The organism is Bradyrhizobium sp. TM233 (assembly GCF_036247965.1).
In the GTDB taxonomy this organism is placed as follows: Bacteria; Pseudomonadota; Alphaproteobacteria; order Rhizobiales; family Xanthobacteraceae; genus Bradyrhizobium; species Bradyrhizobium ottawaense.
This window is the reverse complement of the sequence record NZ_BTIG01000003.1, coordinates 42,108-57,823: the sequence shown is the minus strand read 5'-3', so window position 1 is coordinate 57,823 and position 15,716 is coordinate 42,108. Positions and strand designations below refer to the sequence as shown.

The window sequence follows — 15,716 nt, the reverse complement described above, 5'->3', positions numbered from 1 at the left end:
TCAACCTTTGTTCATCTTTCCTTCAGGCGCAAAAGCGCTTCTGCTAGGAGAGTTTAGACCGGTGGTCCCGTGAAGGGGGCGGGCCGGAGACCACGGAACTCACATGCTTGATCTCGCAATTGTAGGTGGCGGCCCCGGCGGGCTGATGAGCGCTTGGTATCTGAAGCGCAAGCTCGGCGATCTCTGTCGCGTCACCATCTACGAGGCCTCCGATCGGCTCGGCGGCAAGATCGTCACGCGCAAGTTCGATTCCGCGCCCGCGATGTACGAGGCCGGCGTTGCCGAGATCTACGACTACTCGATGACCGGGCCGGATCCGCTGCGCGAGCTGATCCAGCATTTCGGGCTGCAGACGATTCCGATGGATGCCGAGCAGGTGCAGTTCGGCGGCGAGCTCCTCAACGACGTGCCGGGCATGCGCCGCAAATACGGCGCCAAGACCGCCGCGGCGATCGAGGCGTTCCGCAAGCGCTGCACCGAAGCGATGTCGCCGATCGAATATTACGAGGGCGTCGGCGCGCACGACAACGAGAACCCGTGGGCCTACAAGACCGCCGAGCAGGTGCTCGACGAGGAGGTCGAGGACGAAACCGCAAAGCGCTTCTTCAAGGTGATGGCGCGCTCCGACATCGCGACCGAGAGCCACAACACCAACGGCCTCAACGCGCTCAAGAACTATCTGATGGATGTCGACGGCTATATCGGCCTCTATTCCATCCAGAACGGCAACGAGCAGCTGATCGAGTGCCTGCAGTCGGAGGTCAACGCCGACATCCAGCTCAATCACCGCGTGCTCGCCGTCGGCAAGGCAGCGACCGGCCGCTACCAGCTCAAGATGATGAACGGCAAGGGACCGGAGACGCGCGACTTCGATCTCGTGCTGGTCTGCCTGCCGCATTCGTGGCTCGCCACCGTCGGCTGGGAAGGCGAGCAGCTGCGCAAGTCGATGGTCAAGCACGTCTCCTATTTCGACCGTCCCGCGCACTATTTGCGCGTCTCGATCCTGTTCGACACGCCGTTCTGGGGCGAGAAGATTCCCGGCGCCTGGTTCATGTCGGAGGCCTTCGGCGGCTGCTGCGTCTACAACGAGGGCGCGCGCCACGACGTCGGCAAGCACGGCGTGCTGAACTGGCTGATTCCCGGCTCCGACGCGCTGGCCTTCGCCAATCTGTCGGACCAGGAGCTGATCGATGCCGCGCTGAAATCGCTGCCGGCCTCGTTCGGCGATGCGCGCTTGCATTTCATGGAAGGCAAGATCCATCGCTGGCTGTCGTCGGTGAACGCGATACCGGGCGGCCTGCCGGTGCGCGACGTCATGACCAATCACCGGCCCGAGCCGAAGGAGCATCCCGGCATCGTGGTGGTCGGCGACTATCTGTTCGACTCGACGCTGAACGGCCTGCTCGACTCCTCGGATGCGGCGACCGACATCATCCTGACCGAGATGATGCGCCTGCGCCGCGAGCGCGCGCAGGACGACAAGCCGCTCTCCGACAAGATCGACCGCGACTATTTCGAGAATTATCGCGGCCTCGGCCCGTATCACGAAGCATGGCGCCAGTTCACCGATCCCGATTACCTCACCCGGCTGCTCGGCATCGTCTGGGGCAAGGCGAAGGGCGCCAGGCTGCTCGTCGCGGGTTCGGCCAGCGGCGAACTGGTCGGCGCGCTGCGCGAGCGCGGCATCGATGCCTTCGGCATCGAGAACAACCGCACCATCCACGCCAGGACGCCGAAGGCGCTGAAGAAGTACAACAAGCTCGGCTCGATCACCGACATGCCGTTCAAGGACGGCGCGTTCGACTTCGTGTTCGAGACCAGCCTTTGCCACGTTTCCCCGAAGCAGGTGGTCCGCGCCATCAAGGAGCTGAACCGCGTGGTCAAGACCGGACTCGTGTTCGGCTCGATCACCTCGGACATGGCGCCGGCGCTGATCGACCGCTACGACCTCCTGCGCGGAGTCAAGAAACTCGGCACCTGGTGGGAATGGTCCGAACTGTTCTTCGGCAATGGTTTCGACCTCTCGATGCACCGCAAGGATTGCACCGACGCGCTGTGGGAGGCGACGCTCGCCGCCAACAAGGGGCCGGGGCAGTGGTACGCCGACGCCGACAGCTTGCGCTATTCCTTCTTCGACAAGGTTGAGGAGGAGGACGAGGACTAGCCGCGGTCGCATTGAATTCGCCAATTGTTTTTGCCGAATTCATCCTGATCGCATAGAATCGGTGCGATAGCGGCTTTCCGCTATGTCCTGCTTTCTCTGCGGTCATGCCGGCCGTCAGCATCGGTTGGTTTCATGGCATCCAAGCCTTTCTCGCCCGACGACAAGCCTCTTTCGCCCGACAAACAGAAGCTCGCCGCCGAACAGGCGGCCGAGCTCGACGACAAGCTCGCCTCGGCTGCCAAGCCGGACCTCGAAGACGACGAGGATGCCGAAGACGAGGCGGACGACGAGCTGGAGCTCGACGACGACGATGAGGACGAGGACCTCGTCGTCTTTACCGCGCGCGAAGCCGCCGGCGCGCTCGCGACCATCGTCGGGTTCGTCAAGCCATTCCTGGCCAATTACAAACGGATGCTGTCATTCGTGGCGTTCGGCGTCTTCGTAGAGACGCTGTTCAACGTCATCATGCCGCTCAGCCTCAAGTTCCTGATCGACGACGCGCTCGGGGAGGAGGACTTCCAGGCGCTGTACAAGATCCTCGGCGTGCTTGCCGTCGCCGGCATCTTCACCTCGATCGTCGCGGTCTGGTACGAGCGCTGGGACGCGCGATTGGCGGCCTGCATCATCTCCGACGTCCGCAAGCGCCTGTTCGAGCACGTCCAGGACCTGCCGGCGGCCTATTTCGGCCGCACCAAGCGCGGCGAGATCCTGTCGCGCTTCTCCGTCGACCTCTCGGCCTTCGAAGGCTCGGTCAAGACGTTTGCCAACAGCGCCGCGCTGCCGTTTCTGGAATTGATCGCCGGCATCATCCTGATGGTGTTCCTGAACTGGCAGCTCGCGGCGGTCGCGCTGCTCGTGTTCCCGATCACGCTGATCGGTCCCCGGATCCTGACGCCCAAGGCGGTGCAGGCCAATTACGAGCAGAAGCTCAACGAGAGCGCGCTGCTCGGCATGGTGCAGGAGAACGTGGCGGCGCAGGCCGTGATCAAGGCGTTCAGCCTGCAGCGCAAGATGTTCGGCTTCTTCACCTTCCGCAACCACGCAGCGCGCGACAAGATCGCCTCAGCCGCGTTCCTGTCGACCATGGTGGAGCGGACGGTCACCATCTCGGTGCTGATGCTGCACCTCGTGGTGCTCGCGATCGGCGCTTATCTTGCCACCAAGGGCCAGATCACCATCGGCACCTTCGTCACCTTCGAGAGTGCGTTCTGGGAGGTCTCCTACAACATCGCCCATGTGATGCATTTCATCCCGGTGTCGATCTCCTCGGCGGCGGCGATCCGGCACATGCAGGAGCTGCTGGACGAGCCGACGCGCGCAGCCGACCGCCCCGGCGCGCCCGATTTGCCGCGCATCACCAACGACATCACGTTCGATCACGTCACCTTCCAGTATGAGGGCAGTCAGACCCCGGTGCTGGACAATCTCAGCCTCAAGCTCAATGCGGGCAAGCGCATCGCGATCGTGGGCCCGAGCGGCTCCGGCAAGAGCACGTTGCTCAACCTGATCCTGCGGCTCTATGTGCCCGACGAAGGCCGCGTCACCATCGACGGCGTCGACGTCCGCAAGGTGACGCTGGATTCGCTGCGCCGGAGCATGGCGGTGGTGTTCCAGGAGAACATGCTGTTCAACATGTCGATCCGCGAGAACATCCGGCTCGGCAAGGAGGGCGCGACCGACGAGGAGGTGGAGGAGGCCGCCAAGAAGGCCGAGATCCACCGCTATATCATGGGCCTGCCGCAGCGATACGACACGCCGGTCGGTGAGCGCGGCGACACCCTGTCGGGCGGTCAGCGCCAGCGCATCGCGATCGCGCGCGCGGTCATCCGCAACCCTTCCGTGCTGCTGCTGGACGAAGCCACCTCGGCGCTGGACCAGACCACGGAAGCCGCGATCAACCGCACGCTGCTCAAGGTCGCCAAGGGCCGCACCATGATCTGGTCGACCCACCGCCTGACCTCGGTGGTGGAGATGGACGAGATCATCGTGATCTCAGGGGGCCGGGCGATCGAGCGAGGCTCGCATGCCCAGCTGCTCGCCAAGAACGGTACCTATCGCAAGCTGTGGAACGACCAGATCCACCAGCCGCACGGCGCGGCTGCTCACGCCGACGACGGCAGGGACGATGAGGACGAAGACGACCTCGAGGATGATGAGGATGAGGACGACGAGGAGGAATGACCGAGCAAGTTCGGCTCCAGCTCGAAGGCGCCTCCAAGCGGCCGCAGCAGGCCCTGAACCGACCAGGCGATGAAGCGGGCCCAGCGCTGCGCCGTCCAGTAGGAGCTCGTGCCGATCGAGACTGAGCGGAAGTCGAACGCCTTCGCCGCCGACCATTCGTCGCAGGCCCGCTTGACCGGATCTGCGTAGAAGGCAGCAATCTTGGCCGCACCCATCCCGTCGCAAGCGAGCCACTCCGGGATGTGGACGTTGCAGAGCCGCTCGACGTCGGTGAAGACCTTGTCGCAGCCGGTGCCGGCGACAGGGCAGGAGGTCGCGAAGGCATCGCCCACCAGCACGAGGCCGGGCTGGCCGCGGCAATCATTCACATAGAGATCGACCGGGCGGATCTTGATCTCGCCCGCGATCTCGAACGGGCCGGTGATGGCCTTGAGCCGGGGCAGGGCTGCGTCCAGCGTCTCGGTCGGGGCGCGGCGCAGCTCGCGCAGCCAGGGATCGTCGAAGGCGCGATAGACGAACAGATTGGCACGCATCCGCGTGCCGACCGGAAACAGCGTGATGTACGGGATGCGGTCGCTCGGACGTTCGGAGAAGTAGGTCAGAGCCGGGAAGGCGAATGCTGGGCACCCGACCGGAACGATGTCGAACCCGATCGAGACCGAATGGCAGGCGCTGATGACTTTTCGGGTGATACCGAGCTGGTGGCGCAGGCCGACATTCAAGCCATTGGCGAGCACCACCAGGCGGGCAGAGATCGTCTCGTCATTGGAGAGCGCAACCCTCTGCCGCTCCTCGCTCGTCTCGACGGCGATGGCCTTGGCGCAGATGCGCTCGACGGAATCGGGGATTTCGTCGCGGACGGCGTTGACCAGAGAATCGTAGCGGATGTTGAACTGCCGGCTCGGCGCCTTGTCGAGCAGGCGGCCGAAGCGGGCGATCCAGTTCTCGCCGGTAAAGGTCGCGCGGCGCAGCACTGATTCTGCGATTCCGGTCTTCAGGAATCGCCCAACCTGCTCCCGGCCACTGAGTTTCTCGACGCGAAAGTCCGCCGGATAGCTCTCATGCGGATCGATCAGGACGGTCGAAATGTCGGCCCGGCCGAGCATGGCGGCGGCCGTCGAGCCTGCCAATCCCCCGCCGATGATGGCAATGTCGGTGTACCGCATGGCGCCCATTTCCTGCCGAAGGGCCCAGATTGGCGCATCAACAGGAAAAAAAGCCTTAGCCCTGGTCATAAAAGTACTTTTCGCCCGGGTATAATAATTCTCAGGCTGGCGGAACCGAGAGTCCGTTCCCATATCGGAGTGGTGCGGCGAGCGCGGCAAACAGCGATTTTGACAGGCTCCTGAAGCGCTTCGTGACTGTCGTTTCGCCTTGACTTGATCGATTCTCACGCATAGAAAGCGCCTCACTTAACGACAGGCGGTGAGCATCGCCAGCGTCGGAACGGGCCACCCGCTAGATCCCCTAGGACTAAAGCCACAAGGGATCGCTCAAGGCGGGCACCAACCTCGACGAATGCCGCTCAAACGCTGTCGATCATAGCTAGGCAATGCCAGTGCGATTCTAGTTCTCTTGAGCTTGTTCTCTTGAGATCGAATTCGGATGCATGACCTCAGTGCGCGGGCCGCGGCTTTATGCCGCCGGCCTCAATACTGCGGTCCTCTGTGGCGTCGAAGCGCTTTCCGCCCGTTGATGGGGCGGTTGGCGCGATTTCGCTTTGTGCGGATTGTTCCGCGGAAGGCGGCCTCGTCGGGCGGGTAGCTCGAAAGAATTTGCAGTCCCGGGAGCGGGCTGCGGCAAGACAGCGGATCCGGAAGGGTCTGCGACAGAACAAAGGGTAAGGCCAGGATGCCGACGATCAACCAGCTGATCGCTCAACCGCGTGAAGTGCAGAAGTCGCGCAAGAAGGTGCCGGCGCTGCAGCAGTCGCCGCAGAAGCGTGGTGTTTGCACCCGCGTCTACACCACGACCCCGAAGAAGCCGAACTCGGCGCTTCGTAAGGTTGCCAAGGTGCGCCTGACCAACGGCTTCGAGGTGATCGGCTACATCCCCGGTGAGGGCCATAACCTCCAGGAGCACTCGGTGGTCATGATCCGCGGCGGTCGCGTCAAGGACTTGCCCGGCGTGCGCTACCACATCCTCCGCGGCGTTCTGGATACCCAGGGCGTCAAGAACCGTAAGCAGCGTCGTTCGAAGTACGGCGCGAAGCGTCCGAAGTAAGCGGGAACCAGGTCCATGTCTCGTCGCCACTCAGCGGAAAAGCGCGAAGTCCTTCCCGATCCGAAGTTCGGGAACATCATCGTCACGAAGTTCATGAACTCGGTGATGTACGCCGGCAAGAAGTCGGTCGCCGAAGGCATCGTCTACGGTGCGTTCGGTATCATCGAAGCCAAGACCAAGCAGAGCCCGCTCGGCGTGTTCGAGCAGGCACTCGAGAACGTCATGCCGACGATCGAAGTGCGCTCCCGCCGCGTCGGCGGCGCGACCTACCAGGTTCCGGTCGAAGTTCGTTCGACCCGCCGTCAGGCGCTGGGCATTCGCTGGCTGATCTCGGCTGCGCGCGACCGCAACGAGAAGACCATGACCGAGCGGCTCTCGGCTGAGCTCCTGGACGCGTCGAACAACCGTGGCAACGCCGTCAAGAAGCGTGAAGACGTGCACCGGATGGCGGAAGCCAACCGCGCCTTCTCGCACTATCGCTGGTAACGGCGACACACGGAATCTAAGGAACACCTCATGCCCCGCGTTCATGCCATAGAGAATTACCGCAACTTCGGTATCATGGCGCATATCGATGCCGGCAAGACCACGACCACCGAGCGCATCCTCTATTACACCGGCAAGAGCCACAAGATCGGCGAAGTGCACGAAGGTGCTGCGACGATGGACTGGATGGAGCAGGAGCAGGAGCGTGGCATCACGATCACCTCGGCTGCGACCACCGCGTTCTGGGCCGGCAAGCGCCTGAACATCATCGACACCCCCGGCCACGTCGACTTCACCATCGAAGTCGAGCGTTCGCTGCGCGTGCTCGACGGCGCCGTCTGCGTGCTCGACTCGAACCAGGGCGTCGAGCCCCAGACCGAGACGGTCTGGCGCCAGGGCGACAAGTACAAGGTTCCGCGCATCGTCTTCGCCAACAAGATGGACAAGACCGGCGCCGATTTCTTCAAGTGTTTGGCCGACATCGTCGACCGCCTCGGCGCCAAGCCGATCGCGATCCAGCTTCCGATCGGTGCCGAGAACAACTTCAAGGGTCTCGTCGACCTCGTGAAGATGCAGGGCATCATCTGGAACGATGAATCGCTCGGCGCGAAGTTCGACTATGTCGACATCCCGGAAGATCTGGTCGAGCAGGCCAAGGAATACCGCGAGAAGATGGTGGAAGCCGCCGTCGAGCTCGACGACGACGCCATGGCAGCCTATCTCGACGGCAAGGAGCCGGACGAAGAGACGCTGAAGCGGCTGATCCGCAAAGCGGTCCTGACCGGCGCGTTCTATCCCGTGCTGTGCGGCTCGGCCTTCAAGAACAAGGGCGTTCAGCCGCTGCTCGACGCCGTCGTCGACTATCTGCCGTCGCCGATCGACGTGCCCGCGATCAAGGGCACCGACGATCGCGGCAACGAAGTCGTGCGCAAGGCGGACGACAAGGAGCCGCTCGCGCTGCTCGCGTTCAAGATCATGGACGACCCGTTCGTCGGCACCATCACCTTCTGCCGCATCTACTCCGGCGTTCTGCAGAGCGGCACCGGCGTCGTGAACTCGACCCGCGAGAAGAAGGAGCGCATCGGGCGTATGCTCTTGATGCATGCGAACAACCGCGAAGACATCAAGGAAGCCTATGCCGGCGACATCGTCGCGCTGGCCGGCCTGAAGGAAGCGCGCACCGGTGACACGCTGTGCGATCCCGACAAGCAGGTGATCCTCGAGAAGATGGAATTCCCCGAGCCGGTCATCGAGATCGCGATCGAGCCGAAGTCCAAGGCCGACCAGGAAAAGCTGGGCGTGGCGCTGGCCAAGCTCGCTGCGGAGGATCCGTCCTTCCGCGTGTCGACCGACCAGGAGTCCGGCCAGACCATCCTCAAGGGCATGGGCGAACTCCATCTCGACATCAAGGTCGACATCCTCAGGCGGACCTACAAGGTCGACGCCAACATCGGCGCGCCCCAGGTTGCGTTCCGTGAGCGCGTCACCAAGAAGGCCGAGGTCAAGTACACCCACAAGAAGCAGACCGGCGGTACCGGTCAGTTCGCGGAAGTGTCGATCGTGGTCGAGCCGAACGAGCCCGGCAAGGGCTATGAGTTCGAGTCCAAGATCGTCGGTGGTGCGGTTCCGAAGGAATACATCCCCGGCGTGGAAAAGGGCCTCAACAGCGTGATGAGCTCTGGTGTCGTCGCGGGCTTCCCCGTGGTCGACGTCAAGGTTCAGCTCGTCGACGGCAAGTATCATGACGTCGACTCGTCGGCGCTCGCCTTCGAAATCGCATCGCGCGCGGCATTCCGCGAAGCCTTGCAGAAGGGCAAGTCCGTCCTGCTCGAGCCGATCATGAAGGTCGAAGTGGTGACCCCGGAAGACTACACCGGCTCGGTCATTGGCGACCTGAATTCGCGGCGCGGTCAGATCCAGGGTCAGGACATGCGCGGCAACGCCAACGTCATCAATGCGATGGTGCCGCTCATGAACATGTTCGGTTACGTGAATAACCTGCGCTCGATGAGCCAGGGTCGCGCAACCTTTACCATGCAGTTCGACCACTACGCAGAAGCGCCGGCCAACGTGTCGGCAGAAGTCCAGAAGAAGTTTGCCTGATTGTCGTCGGTCACGAACTGACGATTGAACGGAGAGTCAAATGGCCAAAGCAAAGTTTGAACGTAACAAGCCGCACTGCAACATCGGCACCATCGGTCACGTCGACCATGGCAAGACGTCGCTGACCGCGGCGATCACCAAGGTTCTCGCCGAAGCCGGCGGTGCGACGTTCACCGCGTACGACCAGATCGACAAGGCGCCGGAAGAGAAGGCGCGTGGCATCACGATCTCGACCGCGCACGTCGAGTACGAGACGCCGAACCGCCACTACGCCCACGTCGACTGCCCCGGCCACGCCGACTACGTCAAGAACATGATCACCGGCGCCGCCCAGATGGACGGTGCGATCCTGGTCGTGTCGGCCGCTGACGGCCCGATGCCGCAGACCCGCGAGCACATCCTGCTCGCCCGCCAGGTCGGCGTGCCGGCGCTCGTCGTGTTCCTCAACAAGTGCGACATGGTCGACGATCCGGAACTGCTCGAGCTCGTCGAGCTCGAAGTCCGCGAGCTGCTCTCGAAGTACGACTTCCCGGGCGACAAGATCCCGATCATCAAGGGTTCGGCGCTCGCCGCTCTCGAAGATTCCGACAAGAAGCTCGGCCACGACGCCATCCTCGAGCTGATGAAGAACGTCGACGAGTACATCCCGCAGCCGGAGCGTCCGATCGACCAGCCGTTCCTGATGCCGGTTGAAGACGTGTTCTCGATCTCGGGCCGCGGCACCGTCGTGACCGGCCGTGTCGAGCGCGGTATCGTCAAGGTCGGCGAGGAAATCGAGATCGTCGGTCTTCGTGCGACCCAGAAGACCACCGTCACCGGCGTCGAAATGTTCCGCAAGCTGCTCGATCAGGGCCAGGCCGGCGACAACATCGGTGCGCTGCTCCGCGGCACCAAGCGCGAAGACGTCGAGCGCGGCCAGGTGCTGTGCAAGCCGGGTTCGGTCAAGCCGCACACCAAGTTCAAGGCTGAGGCTTACATCCTCACCAAGGAAGAGGGCGGCCGCCATACCCCGTTCTTCACCAACTACCGTCCGCAGTTCTACTTCCGCACCACCGACGTGACCGGTGTCGTGCACCTGCCGGAAGGCACCGAGATGGTGATGCCGGGCGACAACATCGCGATGGAAGTGCACCTGATCGTGCCGATCGCGATGGAAGAGAAGCTCCGCTTCGCGATCCGCGAAGGTGGCCGCACCGTCGGCGCCGGCGTCGTCGCCTCGATCATCGAGTAATTACGAGAATAGGGATCGGCGAGTAGCGAATGGTGACATTCGCTATTCGCTATTCGCCACCCCACTGAAGAGAGACCACGGCAATGAACGGCCAAAACATTCGTATCCGTCTCAAGGCGTTCGACCATCGTATCCTCGATACGTCGACCCGCGAGATCGTGAACACGGCGAAGCGCACCGGCGCGCAGGTCCGCGGACCCATTCCGCTGCCCACCCGCATCGAGAAGTTCACCGTCAACCGTTCGCCCCACGTCGACAAGAAGAGCCGCGAGCAGTTCGAGATGCGCACTCACAAGCGCTTGCTCGATATCGTCGATCCGACCCCGCAGACCGTCGATGCTTTGATGAAGCTCGACCTGGCCGCCGGTGTCGACGTCGAGATCAAGCTCTAAGATTTTTGGATCCCGTTCGCGCAAGCGGACAGAAAGAACAGGAAGCAAGCCGATGCGCTCCGGAGTGATCGCACAAAAGGTCGGGATGACGCGGGTCTTTACAGAGGCCGGCGAACATATCCCCGTGACCGTGCTGAAGCTCGGCAATTGCCAGGTCGTGGGCCACCGTACCGAAGAGAAAAACGGTTACGTCGCGCTCCAGCTTGGTTCTGGTGCCCGCAAGACCGTTTACATGCCCAAGGCGGAGCGCGGCCAGTTCGCGGTCGCCAAGGTCGAGCCGAAGCGCCGGGTCGAGGAATTCCGCGTCACCGCGGATGCCATGATCCCGGTCGGCGCCGAGATCCTCGCCGACCACTTCGTCGTCGGCCAGTTCGTCGACGTCACCGGCACCTCGGTCGGTAAGGGCTTCGCCGGCGGCATGAAGCGCTGGAACTTCGGCGGTCTGCGCGCCACCCACGGCGTCTCGGTCTCGCACCGCTCGATCGGTTCGACCGGTGGCCGTCAGGACCCCGGCAAGACCTGGAAGAACAAGAAGATGCCCGGCCACATGGGTGTCGACCGCATCACCACGCTCAACCTTCGCGTCGTTCAGCTCGATGTCGAGCGTGGCCTGATCCTCGTCGAAGGCGCCGTTCCCGGCTCCAAGGGCGGCTGGATCCGCGTGCGCGACGCCGTCAAGAAGCCGCTGCCGAAGGAAGCTCCGAAGCCCGGCAAGTTCAAGGTTGCCGGTGGCGAAGCCGAGGCTGCGGCCCAGCAAGAGGGTGCGTGAGATGGAATTGAAGGTCACCACCCTCGAAGGTAAGGAAGCCGGCTCGGTCCAGCTCTCCGACACCATTTTCGGCCTCGAGCCGCGCCAGGACATCATTGCGCGTTGCGTGCAGTGGCAGCTCAACAAGCGTCAGGCCGGCACGCACAAGGCCAAGGGCCGCGCCGAGATCTGGCGCACCGGCAAGAAGATGTACAAGCAGAAGGGCACCGGTGGTGCTCGTCACGGCTCGGCCCGCGTGCCGCAGTTCCGTGGCGGCGGCCGTGCCTTCGGTCCGGTGGTGCGTTCGCACGCCACCGACCTGCCGAAGAAGGTCCGCGCGCTGGCGCTGAAGCATGCGCTCTCGGCCAAGGCCAAGGACGGCGATCTCGTCGTGATCGAGAAGGCCGCGCTGGAAGCCGCCAAGACCAAGGCGCTGCTCGGTCACTTCTCGGGTCTGGGTCTGACCAACGCGCTGATCATCGACGGCGCCGAGCTCAACAACGGCTTCGCCGCTGCGGCCCGCAACATCCCGAACATGGACGTGCTGCCGATCCAGGGCATCAACGTCTACGACATCCTGCGCCGTCAGAAGCTCGTTCTGACCAAGGCCGCCATCGATGCGCTGGAGGCGCGCTTCAAATGACGAAGAACATCGAGGCTCGCCACTACGACGTGATCCTGTCGCCGGTCGTGACCGAAAAGGCCACGATCGCCTCGGAGCACAACAAGGTGCTGTTCAAGGTCGCCGCCAAGGCGACCAAGCCGCAGATCAAGGAAGCGATCGAGAAGCTGTTCGACGTCAAGGTCAAGAGCGTCAACACGCTGGTCCGCAAGGGCAAGACCAAGATCTTCCGCGGCAATCTCGGCTCGCAGTCGAACTCCAAGCGCGCGATCGTGACTCTCGAAGAGGGTCACCGGATCGACGTGACCACCGGTCTGTAAGGTCGCACGACGATGGCACTGAAGACATTCAATCCCACGACGCCGGGCCAGCGCCAGCTGGTCATGGTCGATCGTTCGGCCCTCTACAAGGGCAAGCCGGTCAAGGCGCTGACCGAGGGCAAGCACTCCTCGGGCGGCCGCAACAGCACCGGTCGCATCACCGTGCGCTTCCGCGGCGGTGGTCACAAGCGGACGCTGCGCACCGTCGATTTCAAGCGTGAGAAGATCGACGTTCCCGCGACCGTCGAGCGGCTGGAATACGATCCGAACCGCAGCGGCTTCATCGCGCTGATCAAGTATCAGGACGGCGAGCAGGCCTACATCCTGGCGCCGCAGCGCCTCGCCGTGGGTGACACCATCATCGCCGGCAACTATGTCGACGTGAAGCCGGGCAACGTCATGCCGCTCGGCAACATGCCGGTCGGCACGATCATCCACAACATCGAGCTCAAGATCGGGAAGGGCGGCCAGCTCGCCCGTTCCGCGGGCACCTATGCCCAGCTCGTCGGCCGTGACCAGGACTACGTGATCATCCGCCTGAACTCGGGCGAGCAGCGCCTGGTGCACGGCCGTTGCCGCGGCACGATCGGCGCGGTGTCGAACCCGGATCACATGAACACCTCGATCGGCAAGGCCGGCCGCAACCGTTGGCTGGGCCGCAAGCCGCACAACCGCGGTGTTTCGATGAACCCGATCGACCATCCGCACGGCGGTGGTGAAGGTCGTACCTCGGGCGGTCGCCACCCGGTCACCCCGTGGGGCAAGCCGACCAAGGGCAAGAAGACCCGCACCAACAAGTCGACCAACAAATTCATTCTCCTAAGCCGCCACAAGCGGAAGAAGTAAGGAACGCCGGACATGGTTCGTTCAGTCTGGAAAGGCCCGTTCGTCGAGGGTTCTCTGCTCAAGAAGGCAGATGCCGCCCGTGCGTCCGGCCGTCACGACGTCATCAAGATCTGGAGCCGTCGCTCGACGATCCTGCCGCAGTTCGTCGGCCTGACCTTCGGCGTCTACAACGGTCAGAAGCACGTGCCGGTGGCCGTCAACGAGGAAATGGTCGGTCACAAGTTCGGCGAGTTCTCGCCGACCCGGACCTTCCATGGCCACTCCGGCGACAAGAAAGCCAAGAAGGCTTGAGGATTAAACGATGAGCAAACCTAAGCGCGAACGGAGCCTCGCCGAAAACGAGGCCAAGGCGGTCGCCCGGATGCTGCGGGTGAGCCCGCAGAAGCTCAACCTGGTCGCCCAGCTCATTCGCGGCCGGAAGGCAGCTGCTGCGCTCGCCGATCTGCAGTTTTCGCGCAAGCGGATCGCGGTCGACGTGAAGAAGTGCCTGGAATCGGCTATCGCCAATGCCGAGAACAACCACGATCTCGACGTCGACGATCTCGTCGTGGCGCAGGCCTTCGTCGGCAATGGCCTCGTGATGAAGCGCTTCGCAGCCCGCGGCCGTGGCCGCTCGGGCCGTGTCTACAAACCGTTTTCGCAGCTGACGATCATCGTTCGTCAGGTCGAAGCCGAAGCAGCCGCTTAAGGGCGCAGGAGAACACGATGGGTCAAAAGATCAATCCGATCGGTCTGCGTCTCGGCATCAACCGTACCTGGGATTCCCGCTGGTTCGCCGGCAAGCAGGAATACGGCAAGCTGCTGCACGAAGACGTCAAGATCCGTGAGATCCTGCACAAGGAGCTCAAGCAGGCGGCCGTCGCCCGCATCGTGATCGAGCGTCCGCACAAGAAGTGCCGCGTCACCATCCACTCGGCTCGTCCGGGCGTGGTGATCGGCAAGAAGGGCGCCGACATCGACAAGCTGCGCAAGAAGGTCGCGGACATCACTTCGTCCGACGTCGTCATCAACATCGTCGAAATCCGCAAGCCGGAGCTCGATGCGACGCTGGTGGCCGAGTCGATCGCGCAGCAGCTCGAGCGCCGCGTGGCGTTCCGCCGTGCCATGAAGCGCGCCGTTCAGTCGGCGATGCGTCTGGGCGCGGAAGGCATCCGCATCAACTGCTCGGGACGTCTGGGCGGTGCGGAAATCGCGCGCATGGAGTGGTACCGCGAAGGTCGCGTGCCGCTGCACACGCTGCGCGCCGACATCGACTACGGCGTTGCGACCGCGTTCACGACCTTCGGCACCTGCGGCGTCAAGGTCTGGATCTTCAAGGGTGAGATCCTCGAGCACGATCCGATGGCCCAGGACAAGAGAATGGCCGAAGGCGAGACGGGTGGCAGTGGTGATCGTGGTGGCCGTCAGCGCCGCGATACGGCTGCAGCCTAAAGCCGCACAGGAATTTGAGGGCTTAAAGCCATGATGCAACCTAAGAAAACGAAGTTCCGGAAGGCGCATAAGGGCCGCATCCACGGCGTTGCGTCTTCGGGCGCGACGTTGGCGTTCGGCCAGTTCGGCCTGAAGGCGACCGAGCCTGAGCGCGTCACCGCGCGCCAGATCGAAGCCGCTCGCCGCGCGCTGACCCGCCACATGAAGCGCGCCGGCCGCGTCTGGATCCGCGTGTTCCCCGACGTTCCGGTGTCGAAGAAGCCGGCCGAAGTCCGCATGGGCTCCGGCAAGGGTTCGCCGGAATTGTGGGTCGCCCGCGTCAAGCCGGGCCGGGTGCTGTTCGAGATCGACGGCGTCAACACCCAGACGGCGCGTGAGGCGCTGACCCTGGCGGCCGCCAAGCTGCCGATCAAGACGCGCTTCGTCGAGCGCATTGCGGAGTAATGGCCATGGCCCAGATGAAGATCGAAGACATCCGCGCGATGAGCCCCGACCAGCAGGACGACGCCGTCCTGAACCTGAAGAAGGAGCGCTTCAACCTGCGCTTCCAGCGCGCCACCGGGCAGCTCGAGAACACCTCGCGCCTGCGCGAGGCCCGCCGTGACATCGCCCGGATCAAGACCGTCGCCGCGCAGACGCGCGCGAAGAAGAAGTAAGAGGCTTACGAAGATGCCGAAACGTACTTTGCAGGGCGTGGTCGTCAGCGACAAGCAAGCCAAGACCATCGTGGTGCGCGTTGATCGCCGCTTCACGCACCCGATCTACAAGAAGACGATCCGCCGTTCGAAGAACTACCACGCGCACGACGAGAGCAACGAGTTCAAGCCGGGCGACATGGTGTGGATCGAGGAATCGAAGCCGATTTCGAAGTTGAAGCGCTGGGTCGTGATCCGGGGCGAACACAAGAAAAGCGCCTGATCTGTCGGCTTTAGCCGACTGACTTCAGGGAAATGTTGAGCGCCGGCTGGG

General features: G+C 63.3%; 18 protein-coding genes. 17 read left to right on the top strand and 1 reads right to left on the bottom strand.

Annotation, left to right across the window (positions count from 1 at the left end; translation table 11 throughout):
- Nucleotides 1-103 precede the first annotated feature (103 nt).
- Both AABA86_RS07340 and AABA86_RS07335 read left to right on the top strand, forming a co-directional pair.
- Nucleotides 104-2,164: an FAD-dependent oxidoreductase gene (locus AABA86_RS07340; protein ID WP_212249004.1), complete on the top strand. Its 2,061-nt coding sequence runs from the start codon at nt 104-106 to the stop codon at nt 2,162-2,164.
- 132 nt (nt 2,165-2,296) lie between these two features.
- Nucleotides 2,297-4,345, top strand: a complete 2,049-nt coding sequence (locus tag AABA86_RS07335; protein WP_338306311.1) for an ABC transporter ATP-binding protein — start codon at nt 2,297-2,299, stop codon at nt 4,343-4,345.
- On the opposite strand, the gene AABA86_RS07330 is transcribed toward AABA86_RS07335, so the two are convergent.
- A complete protein-coding gene (locus AABA86_RS07330; RefSeq protein WP_338306310.1) occupies nt 4,267-5,511 on the bottom strand; it encodes an FAD-dependent oxidoreductase in 1,245 nt (414 codons plus the stop codon). The genes AABA86_RS07335 and AABA86_RS07330 overlap by 79 nt on opposite strands.
- 685 nt (nt 5,512-6,196) lie before the next feature.
- On the opposite strand from AABA86_RS07330, the gene rpsL reads away from it, so the two are divergent.
- The 15 genes from rpsL (at nt 6,197) to rpsQ (ending at nt 15,665) form a co-directional block, all read left to right on the top strand.
- The gene (gene rpsL / locus AABA86_RS07325) at nt 6,197-6,568 is read left to right on the top strand and encodes a 30S ribosomal protein S12 (RefSeq protein ID WP_007603006.1); all 372 of its coding nucleotides are present in this window, start codon (nt 6,197-6,199) and stop codon (nt 6,566-6,568) included.
- 15 nt (nt 6,569-6,583) lie between these two features.
- A complete protein-coding gene (rpsG, locus tag AABA86_RS07320; protein ID WP_166342284.1) occupies nt 6,584-7,054 on the top strand; it encodes a 30S ribosomal protein S7 in 471 nt (156 codons plus the stop codon).
- A gap of 30 nt (nt 7,055-7,084) precedes the next feature.
- Nucleotides 7,085-9,157 carry an elongation factor G gene (gene fusA, locus AABA86_RS07315; protein WP_038950207.1) on the top strand — a complete coding sequence of 691 codons (2,073 nt, stop codon included), beginning with the start codon at nt 7,085-7,087 and terminating at the stop codon, nt 9,155-9,157.
- Between the two features lie 40 nt (nt 9,158-9,197).
- Nucleotides 9,198-10,388 carry an elongation factor Tu gene (gene tuf / locus AABA86_RS07310; protein WP_008136415.1) on the top strand — a complete coding sequence of 397 codons (1,191 nt, stop codon included), beginning with the start codon at nt 9,198-9,200 and terminating at the stop codon, nt 10,386-10,388.
- 83 nt (nt 10,389-10,471) lie between these two features.
- A complete protein-coding gene (gene rpsJ, locus AABA86_RS07305; RefSeq protein WP_002712302.1) occupies nt 10,472-10,780 on the top strand; it encodes a 30S ribosomal protein S10 in 309 nt (102 codons plus the stop codon).
- 52 nt (nt 10,781-10,832) lie between these two features.
- Nucleotides 10,833-11,549: a 50S ribosomal protein L3 gene (gene rplC, locus AABA86_RS07300; RefSeq protein WP_018322262.1), complete on the top strand. Its 717-nt coding sequence runs from the start codon at nt 10,833-10,835 to the stop codon at nt 11,547-11,549.
- Nucleotide 11,550: 1 nt separating this feature from the next.
- Nucleotides 11,551-12,171, top strand: coding sequence for a 50S ribosomal protein L4 (rplD, locus tag AABA86_RS07295; protein WP_020508797.1), 621 nt, complete (start codon nt 11,551-11,553; stop codon nt 12,169-12,171).
- Entirely contained in the window at nt 12,168-12,470 is a 303-nt protein-coding gene (locus tag AABA86_RS07290) for a 50S ribosomal protein L23 (protein ID WP_063195096.1), read from the top strand. Before rplD ends, AABA86_RS07290 begins: the two co-directional genes overlap by 4 nt.
- Before the next feature lie 12 nt (nt 12,471-12,482).
- On the top strand, nt 12,483-13,316 hold the full coding sequence (gene rplB, locus AABA86_RS07285) for a 50S ribosomal protein L2 (RefSeq protein ID WP_091957434.1): 834 nt from the start codon (nt 12,483-12,485) through the stop codon (nt 13,314-13,316).
- Between the two features lie 12 nt (nt 13,317-13,328).
- Complete coding sequence (gene rpsS, locus AABA86_RS07280; RefSeq protein ID WP_008136357.1) at nt 13,329-13,607, top strand: 30S ribosomal protein S19; 279 nt, start codon at nt 13,329-13,331, stop codon at nt 13,605-13,607.
- 10 nt (nt 13,608-13,617) lie between these two features.
- Nucleotides 13,618-14,004, top strand: a complete 387-nt coding sequence (rplV, locus tag AABA86_RS07275; protein WP_008136353.1) for a 50S ribosomal protein L22 — start codon at nt 13,618-13,620, stop codon at nt 14,002-14,004.
- A gap of 17 nt (nt 14,005-14,021) precedes the next feature.
- Complete coding sequence (gene rpsC, locus AABA86_RS07270) at nt 14,022-14,747, top strand: 30S ribosomal protein S3 (RefSeq protein WP_014494500.1); 726 nt, start codon at nt 14,022-14,024, stop codon at nt 14,745-14,747.
- Nucleotides 14,748-14,777: 30 nt separating this feature from the next.
- Complete coding sequence (rplP, locus tag AABA86_RS07265; protein ID WP_008136349.1) at nt 14,778-15,191, top strand: 50S ribosomal protein L16; 414 nt, start codon at nt 14,778-14,780, stop codon at nt 15,189-15,191.
- A 5-nt stretch (nt 15,192-15,196) separates the two neighbouring features.
- On the top strand, nt 15,197-15,403 hold the full coding sequence (gene rpmC, locus AABA86_RS07260; protein WP_026202715.1) for a 50S ribosomal protein L29: 207 nt from the start codon (nt 15,197-15,199) through the stop codon (nt 15,401-15,403).
- A gap of 13 nt (nt 15,404-15,416) precedes the next feature.
- Nucleotides 15,417-15,665, top strand: a complete 249-nt coding sequence (gene rpsQ / locus AABA86_RS07255) for a 30S ribosomal protein S17 (protein ID WP_007603028.1) — start codon at nt 15,417-15,419, stop codon at nt 15,663-15,665.
- Nucleotides 15,666-15,716: the final 51 nt, after the last annotated feature.

Bases quoted from the DNA above. Each gene is read 5' to 3' on its own strand.
- AABA86_RS07340 (WP_212249004.1), top strand. From the start codon at position 104: ATGCTTGATCTCGCAATTGTAGGTGGCGGCCCCGGCGGGCTGATGAGC.
- AABA86_RS07335 (WP_338306311.1), top strand. From the start codon at position 2,297: ATGGCATCCAAGCCTTTCTCGCCCGACGACAAGCCTCTTTCGCCCGAC.
- AABA86_RS07330 (WP_338306310.1), bottom strand. From the start codon at position 5,511: ATGCGGTACACCGACATTGCCATCATCGGCGGGGGATTGGCAGGCTCG.
- rpsL (WP_007603006.1), top strand. From the start codon at position 6,197: ATGCCGACGATCAACCAGCTGATCGCTCAACCGCGTGAAGTGCAGAAG.
- rpsG (WP_166342284.1), top strand. From the start codon at position 6,584: ATGTCTCGTCGCCACTCAGCGGAAAAGCGCGAAGTCCTTCCCGATCCG.
- fusA (WP_038950207.1), top strand. From the start codon at position 7,085: ATGCCCCGCGTTCATGCCATAGAGAATTACCGCAACTTCGGTATCATG.
- tuf (WP_008136415.1), top strand. From the start codon at position 9,198: ATGGCCAAAGCAAAGTTTGAACGTAACAAGCCGCACTGCAACATCGGC.
- rpsJ (WP_002712302.1), top strand. From the start codon at position 10,472: ATGAACGGCCAAAACATTCGTATCCGTCTCAAGGCGTTCGACCATCGT.
- rplC (WP_018322262.1), top strand. From the start codon at position 10,833: ATGCGCTCCGGAGTGATCGCACAAAAGGTCGGGATGACGCGGGTCTTT.
- rplD (WP_020508797.1), top strand. From the start codon at position 11,551: ATGGAATTGAAGGTCACCACCCTCGAAGGTAAGGAAGCCGGCTCGGTC.
- AABA86_RS07290 (WP_063195096.1), top strand. From the start codon at position 12,168: ATGACGAAGAACATCGAGGCTCGCCACTACGACGTGATCCTGTCGCCG.
- rplB (WP_091957434.1), top strand. From the start codon at position 12,483: ATGGCACTGAAGACATTCAATCCCACGACGCCGGGCCAGCGCCAGCTG.
- rpsS (WP_008136357.1), top strand. From the start codon at position 13,329: ATGGTTCGTTCAGTCTGGAAAGGCCCGTTCGTCGAGGGTTCTCTGCTC.
- rplV (WP_008136353.1), top strand. From the start codon at position 13,618: ATGAGCAAACCTAAGCGCGAACGGAGCCTCGCCGAAAACGAGGCCAAG.
- rpsC (WP_014494500.1), top strand. From the start codon at position 14,022: ATGGGTCAAAAGATCAATCCGATCGGTCTGCGTCTCGGCATCAACCGT.
- rplP (WP_008136349.1), top strand. From the start codon at position 14,778: ATGATGCAACCTAAGAAAACGAAGTTCCGGAAGGCGCATAAGGGCCGC.
- rpmC (WP_026202715.1), top strand. From the start codon at position 15,197: ATGGCCCAGATGAAGATCGAAGACATCCGCGCGATGAGCCCCGACCAG.
- rpsQ (WP_007603028.1), top strand. From the start codon at position 15,417: ATGCCGAAACGTACTTTGCAGGGCGTGGTCGTCAGCGACAAGCAAGCC.